The 20,408-nt window shown below is 67.3% G+C and carries 22 protein-coding genes and 2 tRNA genes; 6 read left to right on the plus strand and 18 right to left on the minus strand.

Annotated features, from left to right (window positions below; genetic code table 11):
• From ACX9OT_RS06180 to ACX9OT_RS06200, 5 genes are all read right to left on the minus strand, one after another.
• Nucleotides 1-73, minus strand: a tRNA-Pro gene (locus ACX9OT_RS06180).
• A gap of 140 nt (nucleotides 74-213) precedes the next feature.
• Nucleotides 214-290: transfer RNA gene (locus tag ACX9OT_RS06185), tRNA-Pro, on the minus strand.
• Between the two features lie 55 nt (nucleotides 291-345).
• A complete protein-coding gene (gene cydX, locus ACX9OT_RS06190) occupies nucleotides 346-462 on the minus strand; it encodes a cytochrome bd-I oxidase subunit CydX (protein ID WP_005410354.1) in 117 nt (38 codons plus the stop codon).
• 58 nt (nucleotides 463-520) lie between these two features.
• Nucleotides 521-1,672 carry a cytochrome d ubiquinol oxidase subunit II gene (gene cydB / locus ACX9OT_RS06195; protein ID WP_014037846.1) on the minus strand — a complete coding sequence of 384 codons (1,152 nt, stop codon included), beginning with the start codon at nucleotides 1,670-1,672 and terminating at the stop codon, nucleotides 521-523.
• 15 nt (nucleotides 1,673-1,687) lie between these two features.
• Nucleotides 1,688-3,277, minus strand: coding sequence for a cytochrome ubiquinol oxidase subunit I (locus ACX9OT_RS06200; RefSeq protein ID WP_071229725.1), 1,590 nt, complete (start codon nucleotides 3,275-3,277; stop codon nucleotides 1,688-1,690).
• Nucleotides 3,278-3,505: 228 nt separating this feature from the next.
• On the opposite strand from ACX9OT_RS06200, the gene cydD reads away from it, so the two are divergent.
• Nucleotides 3,506-5,251, plus strand: coding sequence for a thiol reductant ABC exporter subunit CydD (gene cydD / locus ACX9OT_RS06205; RefSeq protein WP_459001424.1), 1,746 nt, complete (start codon nucleotides 3,506-3,508; stop codon nucleotides 5,249-5,251).
• Entirely contained in the window at nucleotides 5,248-6,921 is a 1,674-nt protein-coding gene (cydC, locus tag ACX9OT_RS06210; protein ID WP_459001426.1) for a thiol reductant ABC exporter subunit CydC, read from the plus strand. Before cydD ends, cydC begins: the two co-directional genes overlap by 4 nt.
• A 91-nt stretch (nucleotides 6,922-7,012) precedes the next feature.
• Here the strand turns inward: cydC and ACX9OT_RS06215 are convergent, their stop codons facing one another.
• The 11 genes from ACX9OT_RS06215 to ccmA all read right to left on the minus strand — a co-directional run bounded on the left by ACX9OT_RS06215 (nucleotide 7,013) and on the right by ccmA (nucleotide 15,370).
• Nucleotides 7,013-7,357, minus strand: a complete 345-nt coding sequence (locus tag ACX9OT_RS06215) for a DUF1294 domain-containing protein (protein WP_071229728.1) — start codon at nucleotides 7,355-7,357, stop codon at nucleotides 7,013-7,015.
• Nucleotides 7,358-8,470 carry a homoserine O-acetyltransferase MetX gene (gene metX, locus ACX9OT_RS06220; protein WP_049423967.1) on the minus strand — a complete coding sequence of 371 codons (1,113 nt, stop codon included), beginning with the start codon at nucleotides 8,468-8,470 and terminating at the stop codon, nucleotides 7,358-7,360.
• A gap of 138 nt (nucleotides 8,471-8,608) precedes the next feature.
• Nucleotides 8,609-9,598: a tetratricopeptide repeat protein gene (locus ACX9OT_RS06225; protein ID WP_459001429.1), complete on the minus strand. Its 990-nt coding sequence runs from the start codon at nucleotides 9,596-9,598 to the stop codon at nucleotides 8,609-8,611.
• A complete protein-coding gene (locus ACX9OT_RS06230) occupies nucleotides 9,592-10,041 on the minus strand; it encodes a cytochrome c-type biogenesis protein (protein ID WP_032129419.1) in 450 nt (149 codons plus the stop codon). Before ACX9OT_RS06230 ends, ACX9OT_RS06225 begins: the two co-directional genes overlap by 7 nt.
• Before the next feature lie 4 nt (nucleotides 10,042-10,045).
• Nucleotides 10,046-10,663, minus strand: a complete 618-nt coding sequence (locus ACX9OT_RS06235) for a DsbE family thiol:disulfide interchange protein (RefSeq protein WP_459001432.1) — start codon at nucleotides 10,661-10,663, stop codon at nucleotides 10,046-10,048.
• Nucleotides 10,664-10,671: 8 nt separating this feature from the next.
• A complete protein-coding gene (locus ACX9OT_RS06240; RefSeq protein ID WP_459001434.1) occupies nucleotides 10,672-12,591 on the minus strand; it encodes a heme lyase CcmF/NrfE family subunit in 1,920 nt (639 codons plus the stop codon).
• Nucleotides 12,592-13,053: a cytochrome c maturation protein CcmE gene (gene ccmE / locus ACX9OT_RS06245; RefSeq protein ID WP_459001436.1), complete on the minus strand. Its 462-nt coding sequence runs from the start codon at nucleotides 13,051-13,053 to the stop codon at nucleotides 12,592-12,594. It lies immediately after the preceding gene.
• Nucleotides 13,050-13,238 carry a heme exporter protein CcmD gene (ccmD, locus tag ACX9OT_RS06250; RefSeq protein ID WP_005413988.1) on the minus strand — a complete coding sequence of 63 codons (189 nt, stop codon included), beginning with the start codon at nucleotides 13,236-13,238 and terminating at the stop codon, nucleotides 13,050-13,052. Before ccmD ends, ccmE begins: the two co-directional genes overlap by 4 nt.
• On the minus strand, nucleotides 13,235-14,005 hold the full coding sequence (gene ccmC, locus ACX9OT_RS06255; RefSeq protein ID WP_049460760.1) for a heme ABC transporter permease CcmC: 771 nt from the start codon (nucleotides 14,003-14,005) through the stop codon (nucleotides 13,235-13,237). Before ccmC ends, ccmD begins: the two co-directional genes overlap by 4 nt.
• Before the next feature lie 43 nt (nucleotides 14,006-14,048).
• On the minus strand, nucleotides 14,049-14,744 hold the full coding sequence (ccmB, locus tag ACX9OT_RS06260) for a heme exporter protein CcmB (RefSeq protein WP_006456616.1): 696 nt from the start codon (nucleotides 14,742-14,744) through the stop codon (nucleotides 14,049-14,051).
• Nucleotides 14,741-15,370, minus strand: a complete 630-nt coding sequence (ccmA, locus tag ACX9OT_RS06265) for a heme ABC exporter ATP-binding protein CcmA (protein ID WP_019336398.1) — start codon at nucleotides 15,368-15,370, stop codon at nucleotides 14,741-14,743. The genes ccmB and ccmA overlap by 4 nt, the downstream gene beginning before the upstream one ends.
• Nucleotides 15,371-15,557: 187 nt before the next feature.
• On the opposite strand from ccmA, the gene ACX9OT_RS06270 reads away from it, so the two are divergent.
• From ACX9OT_RS06270 to ACX9OT_RS06280, 3 genes are all read left to right on the plus strand, one after another.
• On the plus strand, nucleotides 15,558-16,706 hold the full coding sequence (locus tag ACX9OT_RS06270) for a pyridoxal phosphate-dependent aminotransferase (RefSeq protein ID WP_126927525.1): 1,149 nt from the start codon (nucleotides 15,558-15,560) through the stop codon (nucleotides 16,704-16,706).
• A 14-nt stretch (nucleotides 16,707-16,720) separates the two neighbouring features.
• Nucleotides 16,721-17,527 carry an amidohydrolase gene (locus tag ACX9OT_RS06275; protein ID WP_458075110.1) on the plus strand — a complete coding sequence of 269 codons (807 nt, stop codon included), beginning with the start codon at nucleotides 16,721-16,723 and terminating at the stop codon, nucleotides 17,525-17,527.
• 103 nt (nucleotides 17,528-17,630) lie between these two features.
• The gene (locus ACX9OT_RS06280) at nucleotides 17,631-18,065 is read left to right on the plus strand and encodes a hypothetical protein (RefSeq protein WP_071229733.1); all 435 of its coding nucleotides are present in this window, start codon (nucleotides 17,631-17,633) and stop codon (nucleotides 18,063-18,065) included.
• Here the strand turns inward: ACX9OT_RS06280 and ACX9OT_RS06285 are convergent.
• Complete coding sequence (locus ACX9OT_RS06285) at nucleotides 18,052-18,345, minus strand: hypothetical protein (protein ID WP_071229734.1); 294 nt, start codon at nucleotides 18,343-18,345, stop codon at nucleotides 18,052-18,054. The genes ACX9OT_RS06280 and ACX9OT_RS06285 overlap by 14 nt on opposite strands.
• Nucleotides 18,346-18,699: 354 nt before the next feature.
• Here ACX9OT_RS06285 and ACX9OT_RS06290 point away from each other — a divergent pair, with 354 nt between their 5' ends.
• Nucleotides 18,700-19,107: a hypothetical protein gene (locus tag ACX9OT_RS06290; protein WP_010486702.1), complete on the plus strand. Its 408-nt coding sequence runs from the start codon at nucleotides 18,700-18,702 to the stop codon at nucleotides 19,105-19,107.
• An 84-nt stretch (nucleotides 19,108-19,191) separates the two neighbouring features.
• On the opposite strand, the gene ACX9OT_RS06295 is transcribed toward ACX9OT_RS06290, so the two are convergent.
• Entirely contained in the window at nucleotides 19,192-20,340 is a 1,149-nt protein-coding gene (locus tag ACX9OT_RS06295; protein WP_459001443.1) for an MFS transporter, read from the minus strand.
• Nucleotides 20,341-20,408 lie beyond the last annotated feature (68 nt).

Here is a 20,408-nt window from a genome sequence, read left to right on the forward strand (position 1 = left end):
CGGGGAGACAGGATTCGAACCTGCGACCTCTACGTCCCGAACGTAGCGCTCTACCAGACTGAGCTACACCCCGAAGGGAGCCGCCTATTCTAGCGATTTACCCCGATGGCGGCAAGGGGTAAATGCCGTTTTCTTCACACTGCCGAAGCAGTGCCACTTCAGGGAACAAAAAAGCCTGGACGACTTCACCAGGCTTCAATGCGACCACCGAAGTGGTCGGGGAGACAGGATTCGAACCTGCGACCTCTACGTCCCGAACGTAGCGCTCTACCAGACTGAGCTACACCCCGAAGGAGCCGCCTAAGATACCGTGTGAAGGCCAAGGCGGCAAGGTTTTTTTACAGCTCAGCGACGATTTTCTTTCTCGATGCGGTTCTGCTCGCGGGCTTCGAACCACATGCCGTTGAGGATGGCCACCGTCGAGGCGAGGCCGGCGCCGAGAATCCAGGCGAAATACCACATGATCAGTCTCCTTCATTCCGGGTAGGTGCCGACCGTTGGTCGGCACACATGCAAGCGATCAATACGCGTTCGGGTTGTTGCCCATCTCTTCGGTGGTGGTCTTGCCCTTCAGCACGCGGTACACCCAGGTGGTGTAACCGATGATGATCGGCAGGAACACCGCCGTGGCCAGCAGCATGATCCACAGGGTCAGGTGGCTGGACGAGGCATCCCACACGGTCAGGCTGGAGGTGGGCTGGCTCGAGGACGGTAGCAGGAACGGGAAGATGGCGAAGCCGACGGTCAGGATGATGCCGGCGATGGCCGCACCGGAGGCGATGAAGGCCAGGCCGCCGCGACGGGCACGCAGCAGCACCGCACTGGCCAGCAGGCCGGCCAGGCCGAGCAGCGGGGCCAGGATCGTGGCCGGCATCGTGCTGTAGTTGCGCATCCAGCCACCGGCGGCGCCGAGTTCGGCGGTCTTCAGCAGCGGATTGGTGGCGCCATCGGTGACCACCTGCGAGGTGATCTGGTAACCCGGCAGGCCGAAGGCCACCCAGGCGCCACCGACGGCGAACAGCACGAAGGCGATGATCGCGGCGATGCTGCCGAAGCGGGCCGCACGCTCGGCCACCGGGCCATCGGTCTTCAGCACCAGCATGGCGGCACCGTGGGCGACCAGCATCGACACGCTGAGCAGGCCGGCCAGCAGTGCGAAGGGCATCAGCAGGCCGAAGAACGAGCCGGTGTAGAAGATGCGCATGCTGTCATCGAAGTGGAACGGCACGCCCAACACCACGTTGCCCACTGCCACGCCCATGATCAGCGCCGGGATGAAGCCGCCGATGAACAGCGCCCAGTCCCAGGTGTTGCGCCAGCGCTCGCTGGGCATCTTGCTGCGGAACTTGAAGCCGACCGGACGCAGGATCAGGGCGAACAGGATCACGAACATCGCCAGGTAGAACCCGGAGAAGCTGACCGCATACAGCGGCGGCCAGGCGGCGAAGATCGCACCGCCACCGAGCACCAGCCATACCTGGTTGCCTTCCCAGACCGGGCCGATGGTGTTGATCACCAGCCGGCGCTCGGCATCGTTGCGGGCGACGAAGGGCAGCAGGGTGCCCACGCCCAGGTCGAAACCATCCATCACGGCGAAACCGATCAGCAGGATGCCGAGCAGCAACCACCAGATCACGCGCAGCGTGGTGTAGTCCAGAAGAATGAAATCCATCTTGGTTCTCCTGCCTCAGGCCTGGCCGGCGGCCGGCGCCGAGGCATTGTGGGAAGCATGCGGCTGGGGCGACTGCAGCGACGGCAGCACCTCGTCCGGACCCTTGCGGATCGCCTTGAGCATCAGCTTGATCTCGACCACGATCAGCGCGGTGTAGATCGCGGTGAAGCCGGCCAGGGTCAGCACGATTTCATGCAGGGCCAGGCCCGATGCTGCATAGAAGGTCGGCAGCACGCCGTCGACCGCCCACGGCTGGCGACCGTATTCGGCCACGAACCAGCCACATTCGATCGCGATCCACGGTGCCGGCAGCGTCCACAGGGCCAGGCGCAGGAACCAGCGCTTGTCCTGGAAGTTGTTGCGGCAGGAGTAGTAGAAGGCCAGGGCGAAGAAGGCGATCAGGTAGAAGCCCAGTCCGGCCATCACGCGGAAGGTCCAGAACAGCGGCATCACGCGCGGCACGGTGTCCATCGCCGCCTGCGAGATTTCCTGCGGGGTGGCGTTGAGGATGTCATCGCGGTAGCGCTTGAGCAGCAGGCCATGGCCCAGGTCCTGCCAATGGCGGTCGAACATCTCGCGCGCTTCAACGTCGTTCTTGTTCGCGCGCAGGCGTTCCAGCGCACCGTAGGCCAGCTGGCCGCCGCGCACGCGGTGTTCGGCGCGCTCGACCAGTTCCAGGATGCCCGGGATCGGCTGGTTCAACGAACGGGTGGCGATCAGGCCCATCAGGTACGGGATCTTCACCGCGTAGTCGTTCTGGTGGGTTTCCTGGTTCGGGATGCCGAAGGCGGTGAAGTCGGCCGGTGCACGCTCGGTCTCCCACATCGCTTCGATCGCGGCCAGCTTCATCTTCTGGTGTTCGCTGGCGGCGTAACCGCTCTCGTCACCCAGCACCACCACCGACAGCGACGACAGCAGGCCGAAGGCTGCGGCCACGGCGAACGAACGACGGGCTAGGTCCTTGTGCTTGTTGCGCAGCAGGAACAGGGCGCTGATCGCCATCACGAACACTGCACCAGTCACGTAACCGGCGCTGACGGTGTGCACGAACTTGGCCTGCGCCACCGGGTTGAACACCACGGCCATGAAGTCGACGACTTCCATGCGCATGGTTTCCGGGTTGAACACCGCGCCGGTCGGGTTCTGCATCCAGCCGTTGGCGATCAGGATCCAGATGGCCGACAGGTTGGTGCCCAGCGCCATCAGCCAGGTCACCATCAGGTGCTTGACCTTGGTCAGGCGGTTCCAACCGAAGAAGAACAGGCCGACGAAGGTGGCTTCCAGGAAGAACGCCATCAGGCCTTCGATGGCCAGCGGTGCACCGAAGATGTCACCCACGTAGTGGCTGTAGTAGGACCAGTTCATGCCGAACTGGAATTCCATGACGATGCCGGTGGCGACGCCCATGGCGAAGTTGATGCCGAACAGGACGCCCCAGAACAGGGTCATCCTGCGCCAGATCTCCTTGCCGGTCATCACGTACACGCTCTCCATGATGGCTACCATGAAGGACAGGCCGAGGGTGAGCGGTACGAATAGGAAGTGGTACATCGCGGTCAGCGCGAATTGCAGCCGCGACAGTTCTACGACTGTCTGATCAATCATGGCCTGGCTACCTCGTTGGATAGTGCCGTTGCAGGTGGCGGGAAGGGTGGTCTACGACGTGAATGATGTGACCGACTACTTCAAACAGCCTTGATCCAGATCAATGTATGAACAGGTGCCCCGGTTGATCGTATGCCAACCTGATGAAGACTGCGACCGCTGGCCGCAGAGGCCGGCTATTGCCTGCGCCTACAATGCCGTGTCTCCCCTGTTACCCGTGAAGACCCCTTGAGCGCTGCCGAAACGACCCCTGACGGCCTTTCCCCGGAAGCCGAAACGACCCGCCAGCGGCGTGCCCGCACCGCCTGGCTGGCCGATCTTGCGCGCTCCGCTCGAGGTCGCCAGCGTCTGGCGGCGCTGTGCATCAGCCTGTCTGGCGCGCTGCTGATCGGCCAGGCCGCTGCCATCGCCTGGCTGGTGCAGCAGGTGCTGGTGGAGCGCGCGCCGCTGGCATCGGGCCTACCGGTGCTGGCGGGACTGGCGGTGATCCTGGTGCTGCGCACCCTGCTGGGCAGCGCCACCCAGGCCGCCGCCGGTGACGTGGCCGACGCTGCACGCCTGGCATTGCGCGAACGCGTGTTCGCACGCCTGCTGGGCCACGGCCCACTGTGGCTGCGGCAGCGCCGCACCGGCGAACTGGGCGAACTGATGCTGCATCACGGTGATGCGATCGAGAGCTATTACAGCGGCTTCCTGCCGGTGCGCACCGAAGTGGTGGTGGTGCCGCTGCTGATCCTGGCCGCTGTGGCCTGGGTGGATTGGGTGGTGGCGCTGATCCTGCTGTTCACCGCACCGCTGGTGCCGTTCTTCATGATGCTGGTGGGCTGGGGCGCTGAAGCCGCCGGCCGTGCGCAGCTGGGCGAGCTTGCGCGGATGAGCGGCCACTTCGCCGACCGCATCAAGGGTCTGGGCCTGCTGCGCCTGTATGGCCGCGGCGAGGCCGAACTGGACGGCATCGCGGCCGCCGCTGAAGGCGTGCGCGTGCGCACGATGAAGGTGCTGCGCATCGCCTTCCTGTCGTCCACGGTGCTGGAATTCTTCGCCTCGGTGAGCGTGGCGATGGTCGCGCTGTACCTGGGCCTGAGTTATCTGGGCCTGATGACGCTGCATGCAGCAGTGCCGACGCTGGGCGCTGGGCTGTTCTGCCTGCTGCTGGCGCCGGAGTTCTACGCGCCGCTGCGGCGTCTGGCCGCGCACTACCACGATCGTGCCAACGCACTGGCTGCCGCCGCCGAGGTGGAGCGCCTGCTGCAGTCGCTGCCCGATGAGCAGGGCCTGATCGAGAACGAGATCGCGCCGCTGGCGGCGGAGCCGGCCGAGGCCGCATTGCCGCCGCTGCAGGCGCAGGGGCTGGTGCTGCGCCCGTTGGGCGCGCCGCAGGACGTGCTGCAGGATCTGGACCTGCTGCTGGAGCCGGGCCAGCGCCTGGCCCTGGTCGGTCCCAGCGGGTCCGGCAAAAGCACGTTGCTTGAGGCGCTGGCCGGCTGGTTGCCGCCGCGTGCCGGCAAGCTGCAGCTGCGGCCCGGCGTGCAGGTGGCCTATGCCAGCCAGCGACCGTACCTGTTCCACGGCAGCATCGCCGACAACCTGCGCCTGGCAGATCCCGGCGCCAGCGATGCGCGGTTGCGCGCAGTGGCCGAGGCCTCGCAGGTGCTGCAGTTCGCACAGCGCCTGCCACAGGGCCTGGATACGGTGATCGGCGAACGTGGCTTCGGCCTGTCCGGCGGCGAAGCCCGCCGCATCGGCCTGGCCCGCCTGTTGCTGCGTGATCCGCAGGTGCTGCTGCTGGACGAGCCCACCGCGTTCCTCGATGCCGATACCGAGGCCGCACTGCTGCGCAGCCTGGCCGCGTATGCACGTGGCCGCAGCGTGGTGGTCGCCACCCACAGCCCGGCGGTGATCGCGTGGGCTGACCGTTGCCTGCTGTTGCCGGAAGGCCGCCTGGTGGAACCGGCACAGGCGGTGCGCGCATGAGCCGCTCGCCTGATTCGCTGCGCGCGGTGTTCCTGCGCCACCGGCCGCGCCTGCTGCTGACCATGCTGCTGCTGTGGATCACGATGCTGGCCGGCACCGCCCTGCTGGGCCTGTCCGGTGGCTTCCTGACCGCCGCTGCGCTGGCCGGTGCGGCCGGGCTGGCGCAGGGCTTCAACTTCTTTTCGCCGTCGGCCGGCATCCGCGGCCTGACCATGGCGCGCATCGTGTCGCGCTACTTCGAGAAGCTGGTCGGCCACGATGCCACGCTGCGCATCGCCCGCGACCTGCGCGTGTGGTTCTTCCGCCGCGCGCTGCCACTGGCGCCGGCGCGGCTGGGGGCCACGCGTACCGGCGAACTGCTGGCACGCCTGCTGGGTGACATCAATGAGGTGGATGGCCTGCTGGTGCGTGCGATCGGGCCGCTGGTGGCGCTGGGTGCGCTGTCACTGGTGGCGATCGCCTCGGCCGCTGTGATCCTGCCGTCTGCGGCGGTACTGCTGGCGGTGCTGGCGTTGCTGATCGCCTTCGGTGTGCCGTGGCTGGGCGTGCGTGGTCGCGACGATGAGGAGGCCGACCGTGCCGCGCATCGTGCTGCCCTGCGTACCGCAGCCTTCGAAGGACTGGAGGGCGCGGGTGATCTGGCCGCGTTGCATGCCGGTGCAGCGTGGCAGTTGAAGGTGCGCGTGGCCGCCAAGCAGCTGGCTTCGCGGGATCGTCGTCGGCGCTGGCGCCTGATCGCGGCCTCGACCCTGCATGGCCTGGTCGCCGGACTGGGCCTGGTGGCGATGCTGGCGTTGGCCCTGCATGCGGCCGAACAGCAGCGCATCGCGCCGGAAATGGCAGCGGGTCTGGTGTTCCTCACCGTGGCACTGATCGAACTGTGGGCCGGCATGGGCCTGGCCTGGCAGTCGCTGCAGTCCGGGCGCATCGCCGCCGATCGCCTGCAGGCCATCGTCGAGCAACCGCCGACGGTGGAGGACCCGCAGGCGCCGCAGGCGGTGCCGCAGGCCGCGCGCGTGCATTGGGATGACGTGCACTTCCAGTGGCCCGGTGCGGCGCGGCCGGTGTTGTCCGGCCTGCAGCTGACCCTGGCGCCGGGCGAGCGGATCGCGATTCGCGGCGACAGCGGCAGTGGCAAGACCACCCTGTCGAGCCTGCTGCTGCGGTTATGGGATCCGCAACAGGGACGGTTGACCTACGGGGGCCGCGACCTGCGTGATTTCGCCCAGGCCGACTGGCACCGGCAACTGGCGTGGCTGCCGCAGAACGCGCCGGTGTTTGCCGGCAGCGTGGCCGAGAACCTGCGATTGGGTGATCCCGATGCCAGTGACGCAGCGTTGTGGGCGGTGCTGCGTCGCGTGCGCCTGGGCGAGTGGGCCGAGCGCAACGGTGGCCTGCAGACCTGGGTGGGCGAGAACGGCGCGACGATGTCGGCCGGCCAGGCACGACGCCTGGCGCTGGCGCGCGCGCTGCTGCGCAATGCGCCGATCCTGCTGCTGGACGAACCGACCGAAGGCCTGGACGTGGATACCGCACGTGCGTTGCTGCAGGACCTCTCCGGGTTGCTGGACGGGCGCAGCCTGCTGATGATCACCCACGACGACCTGCCCGACGGCGTGGTGGATGCGCAGTACCGGTTGCGTGATGGGGGAGTGGTGCGCGAAGCGTGAATGGTAGTGCCGGCCGCTGGCCGGCAACCTCATGGCGCTTGATACGGATACGGAATTGCCGGCCAGCGGCCGGCACTACCCATTCGAACGGTTACCGCGAGAACTCGCGCAGCATCACCGCGATCGAGGCCACGTTGGCCAGCACGCACAGCCAGAACACCCACTGGAATTCGGCTTTGCGATGCTTGTGGCGGAACAGCGCCTGGCCCAGCAGCGCGCCCGGCCAACCGCCGGCAAAAGCCAGCAACTGCAGTGTGCGCTCGGGAATCCGCCACTGCTTTCGCTGCGCCGCGCGCTTGTCGTGGCCGTACAGGCCGAACGACACTGCGCTGGCGAGCAGGCACCAACCGCCCAGCCACAGCGGCAGCACGCCGCTGACCGTCAGTGCGATCAACGCACCGAATGCGGCCAGCGCGAGGTTACGCCGCCATGCCACTTACAGCGCGTCGAGGAAGCCGCGCACGGCCGGGCCGAAACGCTCGAAATCGACGAGGAAGGCGTCATGGCCCTGCGGCGACTCCAGGCCGATGAAGCGCGCATCGGCACCGCCGGCGCGCAGGCCGTCGGCGACCTGTTGCTGCTGCTGTACCGGGAACAGGATGTCGGTGTTGGCGCCGATCGCCAGCGCCTTCTCCACCCGGATCTTCGCCAGCCCGGCCAGCACGTCGCCGTCGGCGTATTCGGCCAGGTCGAACCAGTCCATCGAACGGCTCAGGTACAGATAGCAGTTCGGATCGAAGAAGCGCACGAAGCGCCGTGCATGGCCTTCCAGATAGCTTTCCACCTGGAATTCGAGGCCGAACGGATCGTCGTCGGCCTGGTCCGAATCCAGCCGCACGCGGCCGAAGCGGCCATCCCATTCCAGTGCCGAACGGTAGGTGATCACGCCCAGCTTGCGCGCCATGCGCATGCCGGACTCGGGATACTCGGCATCGTCGTAGTGACCGCCATTCCAGCGCGGATCGAGACGGATCGCCTCGCGCTGCAGCGAACGGATCGCGATCGAGAACGGCAGTGCCTGCGCACTGCCGGAAATGTTGACGTGGCTGCGCGCAATGCCCGGGTGCAGCATCAGTACCGCGAGTGCGGTCATGCCGCCCATCGAATTGCCGACCACGCAGGCCAGCTGTTCGATGCCCAGTGCACGCACGACTTCGATCGCGGCGCGTGCGCCGTCTTCGATCGACAGCTCGGGGAAGTCGAGGCGATACGGTTGGCCCGTGGCCGGGTTGAGCGAGGCGGGACCGGTCGAGCCCTTGCAGCTGCCCAGCGAATTCACGCAGACCACGAACCAGCGGTCGGTATCGATCGGCTTGCCGGGGCCGACCATGCCTTCCCACCAGCCCGGTGCGGAGTTGGCGTCATTGGCCGCGGCGTGTGCATCCGGCGACAGGCCGGTCACGATCAGGATCGCGTTGCTGGCGTCGGCGGCCAGCGTTCCCCAGGTTTCGTAGGCCACGCGTGCGCCGTGCAGGGCGCCACCGCGCTTGAACGGGAACGGCGAGGGCAGGGCGTGGAAGCGGGTGCCGGGCGGAATGAATTCGGTCATGCACGCATTCTAGCGGGGCCGCATGTGGAGCTGGCGACACGCTGGTTTCCATCGGCGATGCACCCGGTAGTGCCGGCCGCTGGCCGGCAACCTCATGAATCTGGATGCGCCCGCGTGGTTGCCGGCCAGCGGCCGGCACTACGGGAACCGCAGCTCCACCACGCCTTCATGCGGCAGGCTCACCTTCACCGGCACGCTCTGCAGATCGTCCTCGCTGCGGTTGGCACTGCCGCTGCGCGAGATGCGTGCCAGCACTTCCACTTCGCGATGCGCGGACAACGGTGCGGTCGGCATCGGGCTGTCTGCGTCGCCCAGCCCGACCGTGGCCGGGAAATCGGCCAGAGGCAGCTTGCGTGCGGCCACCGGCATCGGCGGTCCACCCACGGCGCGGGCCAGCACGAATACTTGGGTGCTGGTGGGCCACTCAGCGTTGTTCAGCGCAGGCAGTTGCACGCGCACCTGCAGCAGCGCCGGTGGCGTCGCAGCGGCAGCATCGGGCGCCTGGCCGGCGGCTTCGCGGGCGATGGCGATCTGCGCCTGCAGCGCCTGCGCGGCGCCGGGCTCAAGCCGTGGCAGCAGGCCGCTCCAGATGTCGGCAGCCTCGGCATTCTTTCCGCGCTGGCGCAGGGCGATGCCCAGCAGCCAGCTGGCGCGCTCTGCATCGGGCGCCAGCGCACGGGCCTGCTGCAACCAGGCCATCGCGGTGTCATCGAACTGCTTGCCGGCATCGGCCTGCGCACGTGCCTGCGCCGCTTCCACCAGCACGCCGGGGTCTTCCGGGGCGAGAGCGGCAGCACGTGCGAAGGCATCCGCTGCGGCGGCGGCGTTGCCCAGTTCGGCCTGCGACCGGCCCAGCAACGCCCAGCCATCGGCTCGCTGCGGGTCTCGCTGCAGTGCATCCTGCAGGGCCTGCACACCATCGCGCAGGGTGGCTACCGACGGGGTCGGTTGTACCTGTGCTGCACGCGGATCACCAACCAGCAGATACAGGCAGGCACCGGCCACGCCCAGCGCGAGCACGCCCACCACGAAACCGCGGCGACCGTGGTGGCGCAGCGGCCACAGCACCAGCGCCGCCATCAGTGCGGCCACCAGTCCAGCCAGCATCGGCAGCCAATGGCTCACCATCCGTCTCCTTCATCGGTCTTGCTGGCGGGGGCGGCAGCAACCGTGCGGCCACGGCGGCGGACGATGCCCAGTACCACCAGCGCGCCGGCGCCCAGCACCAGCAGCGGACCGCCCCACAGCAGCCAGGTGCCCGGCTGCAGAGGCGGTTGATAGAGCACGAACTCACCGTAGCGCGCGACCAGGAACTGCTTGATCTGTGCGTCGTCGCGGCCCTGCTGCATCAGCTGCAGCACCTCGCGGCGCAGGTCCTGCGCGATCTGCGCGTTCGAGTCGGCCAACGACTGGTTCTGGCACTGCACGCAGCGCAGCTGCGCGGCCAGGTCGTGGAAGCGGCGTTCTTCGGCGCCATCGCGGAACTGCAGGGGCTGCGGATCATGCAACGGCTGCTGTGCCAGCACGGCCAGGGGCAGCATCAGAAGCAGCAATGCCAGCAGCCAGCGCATGGGCTCAGGGCGCCGTGTGCAGCGTGCTGCCGGCATTGCCCTGGGCCTTCTCGATCTTCTCCAGTGCCGGGATCAGCTTCTCGTCGACCACGCGCTGGGTCATCGCACCGCTGTACTTCCAGCGCACGACGCCGCTGCCGTCGACCAGGAAGGTCTCCGGTGCGGCGGTCACGCCCCAGTCGATCGCGGTGCGGCCTTCCACGTCGCTGAGCACGACCATGAACGGGTTGCCCAGCTGTTCCAGCCAATGCAGGGCATCGGTCGGTTCATCCTTCCAGTTGTAGCCGATCACGCGCACGCGCTTGCTCTCGGCGAAACGGGTCAGCACCGGGTGTTCCTCGCGGCAGGCCGCGCACCAGCTGCCCCACACGTTAAACAGGTAAGGCGCGCCGCGCAGTTCGTCGCTGTGCACGATCATTTCCGGGTCGTGCAGCACCGGCAGCGCGAACGCCGGCGCCGGCTTGTCGATCAGCGCCGATGGCAGCACGTCGCGCTGCGGGTCGCCCGATTTCATCACCCCGTAGATCATCAGCCCGAGCAGGCCGAAGAAGAACAGCACGCCGATCACGATGGCTACCGGCGGCAGCGGGCGGGAGGAGCGCGGGGTGGGGGACTCGGACATGGGAACTCCTACGGACGACGGAAGCGGCGGTCGGCGGCGGTGATGAATCCGCCCAGGGCCATCAGCAGCGCGCCCAGCCAGATCCAGCGCACGAACGGCTTGATGTGCACCCGGACCGCCCATGCATTGTTGCCCAGCGGCTCGCCCAATGCCACGTAGACATCACCATCGAAGCGTGCATCGATGCCGGCCTCGGTCATCACCTGGCCGCCGCTGGCGTACTGGCGCTTTTCCGGATGCAGCAGGGCCAGCTCGCGGCCGTTGCGGAACACGCGCAGGTGGCCGCGGTCGGCGATGAAGTTCGGTCCTTCACGATGGTCCACGCCCTCGAAGCGCACCTCGTGGCGGCCGACCACCACCTGTTGGCCCGGTGCCAGCGCCACTTCACGCTGTACGTTCAGGGCTTCCACCAGCAGCGCACCGGCCAGGAACACGGCGATGCCGGCATGGGCGACGATCATGCCGAGCATTTCGGCGGTGAAGCGGCCATTGCCGCGCAGTCGCTGCCAGACGAAGCGTGCGGTACCGAACCCGACCCAGACCGCAGCGGCGACACCAAGACCGGCCTTCCAGCCGTTCTGCGGCGCCTGCCACCAGGCCAGCGCACCCAGCAGCACCGCCAGCCCCAACCAGGGTGCCAGCAGCGCGAACGCGCGCGAGGGCTGGTCGCGTTGCCACTTCACCAGCGGGCCGAACGGCAGCAGCAGGATCATCGGTGCCATCAGCAGCAGGAACAGGCTGCCGAAGTAGGGCGGGCCGACCGAGATCTTGCCCAGCGACAGTGCATCGGCCAGCAACGGATACAGTGTGCCGAGCAGCACCATCGCGCAGGCGGTGGCCAGCAGCAGGTTGTTGGCCAGCAGCAGGGTCTCGCGCGAGGTGGCGGTGAAGCCACGGCGCGGATCGTCGGCGTCCACGCTGAGCTGGCTGGCACGCAGCGCGTACAACAGCAGGCTGCCGCCGACCAGCACCGACAGGAACACCAGGATGAACAGGCCGCGCGACGGATCTGCAGCGAACGAATGCACGCTGGTCAGCACACCGGAGCGCACCAGGAAGGTGCCGAGCAGCGACAGCGCGAAGGCGGCGATCGCCAGCAGCAGGGTCCAGCTGCCGAAAGTGCCGCGCTTCTCAGTGACCGCCTGCGAATGGATCAGTGCCGCACCGACCAGCCACGGCATGAAGCTGGCATTCTCCACCGGGTCCCAGAACCACCAGCCGCCCCAGCCCAGCTCGTAATACGCCCACCAGCTGCCCAGCGCGATGCCCAGGGTCAGGAAGCCCCAGGCGACGTTGGTCCACGGCCGCGTCCAGCGCAGCCAGCGCGCGTCGACGCGGCCTTCCAGCAGTGCCGCCACCGCGAACGCGAACGGCACAGCAAAGCCCACGTAACCGATGTACAGCATCGGCGGATGGATGATCAGGCCCGGGTCCTGCAGCAGCGGGTTGAGATCACGGCCTTCCAGCGGGGCCGGATTCAGGCGCAGGAACGGGTTGGAGGTGAAGATCAGGAAGGCGAGGAATCCGACGCTGACGATGCCCATCACCGCCAGTACACGCGCCTGCACCGGTGCCGGCAGGTGCCGCGAGAACAGCGCCACCGCGCCGGTCCACAGCGCCAGCACCAGTGCCCACATCAGCAGTGAGCCCTCGTGCGCGCCCCACACCGCCGAGTAGCGGTAGATCATCGGCAGCAGCGAATTGGAGTTCTCGGCCACGTAGCGCACCGAGAAGTCCTGCTGCACGAACGCAGCGGTGAGCACCGCGAAGGCGCCGGCGAGCAGCAGCAGCTGTGCGAAGGCGGCTGGCCGTGCCACCGCCATCCATGCCGTGTTGCCGCGATGCGCGCCGACCAGCGGCAGGCCGGCCTGCAGCAGCGAGGCGAGCAACGCGCACAACAACAGGATCTGACCCAGTTCGGGCAGCACTCAGCGCACCTCGGGTGCCGTCACCGGCACGTCATGCTTGCGATGGGCGTCGCCCATCTTGTCGGCCACTTCCTTGGGCACGTACTTCTCATCGTGCTTGGCCAGCACCTCGTCGGCGACGAACACATCGTCCTGCAGGCGGCCACTGGCGACCACTGCGGTGCCTTCGGCGAACATGTCCGGCAGGATCCGCGACGTGGTCACCGCCAGCTGGGCATCGCCGTCGGTCACTTCGAAACGTGCTTCCAGCGAACCGACCGGGCGGTTGAAGGAGCCCTTCACCACCATGCCGCCCAGGCGGAACCGCGACTGCGCATCGACATCACCGCGCAGCACTTCCGAAGGCGTGTACAGGTAGGCGATGTTGCGCTCCAGTGCCATCGCCACCAGCGCAGTGGCCAGCCCGGAGGCGAGCAGGGCCAGCAGCACCCATGCCAAGCGGCGACGCTGTACCGGGGTCATCGTTCCAGCTCCGTCGACAGCGGCACAGCTGCGTCCTGCCTGCCGGCGCGGGTCTGCTGCCGCTGCTGGCGGGCCAGTGCCAGCCGGCGTGCCACGCGCAGGCGCAGCCACGAACCGATGGCGTCGGCGCCGAGCACCAGCACGAACACGGCGTAGGCGCCGATCACATAGGGAAGGTGGGTCATGATTGGGCCTCCCCGGCCGCACGTGCGGCATCGACGCGACCACCGACCCAGGCCTTGCCGGCCTCGCGGTCGAGATTGTCGGCGCGGGCCTTGGCCAGCACCGAACCAGCGAACCAGAACTTGGTGCCGATCACCATCCACCACAGTGGCGCGATCATCGCGCTGCTGATCGCCGATTCACCGAACACGTTGATCGACTGGCGCTGGTGCAGGCCGCCCCACCAGTCCACCGAGTAGCGGATCACCGGCAGCAGGCTGACACCGACGATGGCCAGCAGGCCGGCTGCGCGTGCGGCGCTGCGGCGGTCCTCGATGGCGTGATACAGGCCGATCACGCCCAGGTACAGGAACAGCAGCACCAGCTCGCTGGTCATGCGCGGGTCCCAGTCCCACCAGGTGCCCCAGGTGCCCTTGCCCCAGATGCTGCCGGTCAACAGGGTGATCAGGGTGAAGCCTGCGCCCATCGGCGCGCAGGCCATGGCCAGGATCTCGCAGACCTTGATCCGCCAGATCAGGGCGATGGCGGCATACAGCGCCATCAGCGCGAATACGAACAGGCTCATCCAGGCACTGGGCACGTGGATGTAGAGGATGCGGAAGCTGTCCAGCTGCTTGGCTTCCGGCGGCACCACCAGCAGCGCCTGCCACATGCCGACCAGCAGCACCGGCACCGCCGCGAGGTAGAACACCCGCGACCAGCGGGCAGCGAAACGGTCGAACGTGGGAGGCGAACCGAGTTGGTGGAACCAGCGGACAATCGGATTCATGCGTGGCGGCTATCCAGCAGGGGTGGATTGGCTCTCAGCTCGGTCAACTCAGAGAAATACGTATTGCAGCGGCGGTGGCCAACGGCGCCAGCACCAGCGCGACCAGCAGGCCGGCGCCCAGCATCAGCAGCGCACCGACCGGATCCTGTCCGCGCCCCGCCGCTGCCAGGCTGCCTGCACCGAACACCAGCACCGGCACATACAGCGGCAACGACAGCAACGCCACGAGAATACCAGAGCGCCGGATGCCTACGGTCAGTGCGGCGACCACGCCACCGATCAGGCTCAGCAACGGCGTTCCCAGCAGCAACGATGCCAGCAACATCGGCAGCTGGTCATGCGGCAGATGCAGCATTTCGGCCAACAGCGGGCTGACCACGATCAGCGGCAGCGCAGTGGTGGCCCAGTGCAGGAGCACGCGCACCAGCACCAGCCAGGCCAGCGGCACCGGCGCCAGCAGCCACTGTTCCAGCGAGCCATCTTCGGCGTCGGAACGGAACAGCGAATCCAGCGACAGCTGTCCCGCCAGCAGCACGGCCAGCCACAGCACCGCGCCCGCGGTGGCGGCCAGCAGCTGTGGTTCGCGGCCTTGGGCCAGCGCGAACAGCACCACTACCAGCACAGCGAACAGCAGTGGTTGCAGCGCATCGCCGCGGCGGCGCCAGAGCAGGCGCAGGTCGCGCTTGAGCAGGGCGCCTGCGGTCTGCCACAGGCCTGGTTCGGTACCCGGCGCGATCATGCGGCACCGCCGAGGTCGAGCTGGCGGGTACGCACCGGCGGTGCGGCATAGGCGCCATGGGTGGTGACCAGCGCAGCGCCGCCGGCACGCAGGTGCGCCGAGATCATCCGGTTGACCAGGGTGATGCCCTCCAGGTCGAGGTTGGCATAGGGCTCGTCCAGCAGCCACAGCGGCGCCGGTGACAGCCAGATGCGTGCCAGTGCCAGCCGCCGCTTCTGTCCGGCGGACAGATGCCGAACGAGAGTGTCCTCATAACCGGCCAGGCCGACGATGGCCAGCGCGTTGCCCGGCATCTGCCGTGCGCGACGGCCGTGCAGGCCACACAGGAAATGCAGGTTCTCCAGCGTGTCCAGATCGGGCTTCAATGCGGGCAGGTGGCTGAGGTAGGCGACGTAACGCGCGCGCTCGGCATTGCCGGCCGGCCTGCCATCGATCTGCACCTGCCCGGCACCAGGCCGGGCCAGGCCCGCCAGCACGCGCAGCAGGGTGGTCTTGCCGGCGCCATTGCCGCCCTGAACCAGCAGGGCTTCGCCGGCGTCCACATGGAAGTCCAGCGGGCCGAACACCGGCTCGTCATTGCGGGAAAAGCTCAGGCCGCTGGCGGCCAGCAATGCAGGGGTGTTCAAGGGGCAAAGGTCTTCATGCCGGAGTGCGATGGCAATTGTAGCGGTGAATGCCGATGGTAGTGCCGGCCGCTGGCCGGCAGATGCGACCCGGCGTCGCAGATCGTCCCAGGGGTGCCGGCCAGCGGCCGGCACTACCGACGCGCGGATTGCGTAAACTCGCAGGCCTGTTCCCCCACAGCCCAGGCCGATGCAACCGAACACCAAGCTGCCCAAGGTCGGTACCACGATCTTCACCGTGATGTCCCAGCTCGCCGCCGAACACGGCGCAGTCAACCTCGGTCAGGGGTTCCCGGACTTTTCCGCACCGCAGCGCCTGATCGATGAAACCGCCAGGGCGATGGCCGCCGGGCTGAACCAGTACCCGCCGATGACGGGTGTAGCGCCGCTGCGCCAGGCCATCGCGCAGAAGGCGTTGGACTGCTACGGCGCGCAGGTCGACGCGGACAGCGAAATCACCGTCACCAGCGGCGGCACCGAGGCCATCTTCAACGCTATTCACGCTGTGGTGCGTGCGGGCGAGGAAGTGATCGTGCTCGACCCGGCGTATGACTGCTATGAACCGGCGATCGATCTGGCCGGCGCCAAGGCCGTGCATGTGTCGCTGGATCCGCAGACCTTCGCCGTCGACTGGGACCGCGTGCGTGCGGCGATCACCCCGCGTACCCGCATGCTGATCGTCAACACCCCGCACAATCCGTCCGGTGCGATGCTGTCGGCGCAGGACATGCAGGCGCTGGCCGAGCTGCTGCGCGGCACGCAGATCTACCTGATCTCCGATGAGGTGTACGAACACATCATCTATGACGGTCGCCGCCACGAGTCGGCGCTGCGCTACCCGGAACTGCGCGAGCGCGCGTTCGTCATCTCCAGTTTCGGCAAGACCTACCACTGCACTGGCTGGAAGATCGGCTATGCGATCGCCCCGCCGGCGCTGACCGCCGAGTTCCGCAAGGTGCACCAGTACAACACCTTCACCAGCTTCGGCCCGGCGCAGTACGGCTTCGCCGCGATGATCCGCGATGAGCCCGAACACCACCTGGAGCTGGGTGCGTTCTACCAGGCCAAGCGCGATCGTTTCCGCGAACAGCTGGCCAGCACCCGGCTGAAGGCGCTGCCGGTGCCGGGCGGTTACTTCCAGCTGGTCGACTACTCGGCCATCAGCGACCTGCCGGACCATGAGTTCGTGAAGTGGCTGACCATCGAGAAGGGCGTCACTGCCATTCCGCTGTCGCCGTTCTACGAGAACCCGCCGGCCGGCCAGCGCCTGGTGCGCCTGTGCTTCGCCAAGAATGAAGCAACGATGGACGCGGCGATCGAACGCCTGCGCCTGCTCTGAGCGGAGGCGTGAACATGCAGGATCTGCGCATTTCCCTCGTCCAGGGCGACACCCGCTGGCATGACCCGGCGGGTAACCGTGAGTACTACGGCGCGCTGCTGGCACCGCTGGCCGGCAACACCGACCTGGTGATCCTGCCGGAGACCTTCACCAGTGGCTTTTCCAACGAAGCCATTGCCCAGGCCGAAGGCATGGACGGCCCGACTGTGGCCTGGGTGCGTGAACAGGCCAAGGCGCTGGACGCGGCGGTGATCGGCAGCGTGCAGCTGCGTGATGGCGAAGGCGTCTACAACCGGCTGCTGTTCGCCACCCCCGACGGCGAGCTGCAGTACTACGACAAGCGCCACCTGTTCCGCTATGGCGGCGAGCACGAGCGCTATGCGGCCGGCCGCGAGCGCCTGAGCGTGGAATGGAAGGGCTGGCGGATCAATCCGCAGGTCTGCTACGACCTGCGTTTCCCGGTGTTCTGCCGCAACCGCTACAACGTTGAACGTCCACAGCAGCTGGATTTCGATCTGCAGATCTTCGTCGCCAACTGGCCGTCGGCACGTGCCTATGCGTGGAAGACGCTGCTGCGTGCACGTGCGATCGAGAATCTGTGCTTCGTGGCCGCAGTGAATCGCGTGGGCGTCGATGGCAACCAGCTGCATTACGCCGGCGACAGCGCGGTGCTGGATTTCCTCGGCCAGCCGCAGGTGGAAATCCGCGAGCGCGAACAGGTGGTCACCACCACCATTTCGGCCGAGGCGTTGGCCGCGCACCGCGCGCGCTTTCCGGCGATGCTTGATGCCGATGCCTTCCACCTGGACGAGCAGGCCTGAGCGACGGCCTGAACGCCGCCGCACCAGCGCGCGCGCCTGCATCCAACGTGCACGCGCGCGCTGCTAGATTCGCCGCCAGTCCGACCGAACTGGAAGTCCTGCCATGAACACGTCCTTCGCCCTGCTGCTGGCCCTGTCGGCCGCATCGCTGGCCCCGGCCGCGCACGCCGCCGGCAACCTCGACTGCCAGCTGCGCTACAACCTGTCCGGCTGGTCGCTGATCTACAAGACCGCCTCCGGCAATGGCACGGTCACCTGCAGCAATGGCGCCAGCATGCCGGTGCGCATCCAGATGAAGGGCGGCGGCCTGACCGTGGGCAAGTCGAAGATCACCAACGGGCGTGGCAGCTTCACCGGCGCGGTCAGCGTCAACGAACTGCTGGGTACTTACGCCTCGGTCGGCGCGCATGCCGGTGCGGTGAAGTCCAGCAACGCGCAGGTGATGACCAAGGGCGACATCTCGCTGGCCCTGTCCGGTACCGGCAAGGGCTGGGACCTGGGCGTGGACGGCACCGCGTTCACCCTCAGCCGGCGCTGAGGCGCGACGGCTCGGCAGATCCCCAGCTGATGCGGATGTAGTGCTGTTCGGAATCGCTCAACAACCGTTCGACATCGAAACCATTCTTGAGCAGTTGTGCGGTCACGTCTTCGACAAGCTGCTCGCTGGCCATCACCTGGCTGAAGGCGAACACGAGATAGCGGCGGCCATTCTCCGAGCCGATCTGGATCGAGTTGTCGAGGTCGCGGTAGAACTGTTCGATCGGGCGCTTGGCGGCATCGGCGTTGGCGCGGGCCTGTTCGGCGGTAATGGTGATCATGGGCATCTGCCTGGTGTGGGAGAGCGCGCACGATAGCCAGCGCCCTGATGTGAATTCCGGGCGTGGCGCACAATGCCTCGTGTTTGCAGCAATTCCTAACATGCGGTGTGAGCGTCGATCCGCGCCGGAAAAGTGCCGCGCGGCGGTGAGCATCCTGCATCGACATGAAGTCATCGGGCAGGGATAGGGGCCAACCGCAGTGGAGGCTGTGCAACGCACCGCCCAGAGCGGGTCCTGCAGCTATCCGACGCTGTGGGCGCGCAGTGCATTTACGTTTCCTTGACCCTGCAGTAACCCCACAATGCCTAACAGGGACGTCCCAGCGATTCTGCTGGGATCATTGGAGACGCTGGAATGGAGTTCAGAACGTCCGTGCTGCTCGTGGCCCTCATCGCCACGCCCGCCATCGCCCACGCCGAGGTCTGCCTGTCTGACAGCGGACTCGTTGTGCCGTGTCCCAGCCTGTTGCCGCATCCGGTGACGGCCAGATTCGAGATCGGCACCCTGCCGCGTGTGGCTGGCTCGCCGTCGGAAATCTACATCACAGGCGGCGGCCAGGTGGATGGAACGAGTAATTTCTCGGTCTATGCCAATGGTCAGTTCCTGTGCCGTACCAATGACAATTACGACGGTGGCAACACCACGCCCATCCGCCATTGCACCGCGACCATCGCAACACCCGGGACCTATGTGATCTCGGCGTCGCGCAACAGTCCTGGCAACTTCCTCGCGCCGATGGACGAAGTGATCAACGTGCAGTAACCCGCTGTTTGCTGATCCAGGCCCCGGGGCAGGGACCTCGGGGCCCCTGCTGCCCGCGTGGCAGCAGGAGCGAGTCCTTCATCGTTACGATCGGCAGCCAGGCCTTCCGCCGTCGACTGACCGATCCCGCTGCAGCCACAAGGCCAGCAGGCCACACACGATGAGGGTCGGTGCCAGCAGCTGCACTGCGCCGACCAACGCCATTGCCGCGCCGATCAACAGGTAGTAGAGCAGGCCGAACAGCGCGCCTGCGCTGCCGAGACAATGCGGATAGCCGCGCAGAGCCTGGCCGAGCACATTGGGAATGGCAAGGCCGAAGCCCGTCACCACCGGCACCATCGCCGCGACCAGGGCAGGGTGATCATCCAGCAGCGTGGCCAGCAGGCCTCCCGTCAGGACCAGTCCTGCGGCGATGCGGATGCGCGTGGTTGCGGCAACGCCTGCACGCAGCAGGCGGCCATTGCCCCACGCGCCCAGTGCCGAGCCCAATGCCAGCACCGCGCCGCTGGCGCCGAACCAGGTGGCTGGCCAGTGCAGGCGCGCAAACACGAAGGGGCCGAGTGCATACCAGCTGTACATCGCCACGTTGAAGGCCATCACCAGCAACGCGTGTGACCAGATCCAGCGATCGTGCAGCAGTTCGCGCAGCAGCGGCAGCATGGGCGTGTGCGGGATCTGTGCAGGGCGGCTTTCGCGCAGGCCAGCCAGGCATGCGACTGCCAGCAGGACAGCTATCAGCAGCAGGCCGGACTGTACGCCGAGATAGCCATTGGCGGTGACCAGCAGCGTGCCCAGTGCAAGACCGATGGCCGGGCTCAGGGCCAGGGCCATGCCGATCCAGGAGAATGCCTGGGCCAACGCTGGCCCCTGCAGATGGTCGCGCAGCACGGTCTGGGTCACCACCGAAGCGGCGGCGGCGCCGACTGCGGCCAACGCCTGGGCCAGCAGCACGTGGCCGAAGCTGCCAGCCACCAGCCCGCCCAATGCGCCCGCTGCGAAAACGCCGAGGCCACAGAGAAGGGCAGGGCGACGACCGATACGATCGGCCAGACGCCCCCACAGCAGCACGCCTGCAGCGAAGCCGAACAGGTACAGGCTCATGGCCTGGCTGGCGGCACTCGGCGGCAGGGCGAAGCGTTCGGCCAGATCGGCCAGGGCCGGGCTGTACAGGGTCTGTGCCAACTGCGGAAACATCAGCAGTGCAATGGTGAGCAGCAACAGGCGGCGCGACATGCGGGCGCTCCAGGAACAGGGCCGCGCATTGTGGTCGCGTCCGCAATGGCGCACTCTGTCTATCCTGT

It is taken from the genome of Stenotrophomonas genospecies 3 (genome assembly GCF_054473855.1).